Origin of the sequence: Elizabethkingia argenteiflava (assembly GCF_009904105.1) — a bacterium.
Lineage (GTDB): Bacteria > Bacteroidota > Bacteroidia > Flavobacteriales > Weeksellaceae > Elizabethkingia > Elizabethkingia argenteiflava.
In genome coordinates, this window is the sequence record NZ_JAAABJ010000558.1 from 1 (window position 1) to 238 (window position 238).

Annotated in this window: 1 protein-coding gene; it reads right to left on the minus strand. The window is 41.6% G+C overall.

What is annotated here, in order from left to right; translation table 11 throughout:
* A partial coding sequence (locus GNY06_RS09475) for a transposase (RefSeq protein WP_176590007.1) occupies window positions 1-238 on the minus strand: 238 nt, incomplete at both ends.

Below are 238 nucleotides of genomic sequence, written 5' to 3' on the forward strand. Positions count from 1 at the left end.
CCAGATACATTAGCTTCATCAGTGCCTGTTCTGAAGGAAAAGCACCTTTAGTTTTGGTGATTTTGCGTATCTGGCGATGTACCCCTTGAATTGGATTGGTAGTATATATGATTTTTCGTACTACCTCATCGTACTCGAAGAATGCAGAGAGATTTAACCAATTGTCCAGCCAGGATTTGCAGGTCAGGGGATATTTTTTTGCCCACTTTTCTTCAAAGGCAAGCAGCCTTTGATATCC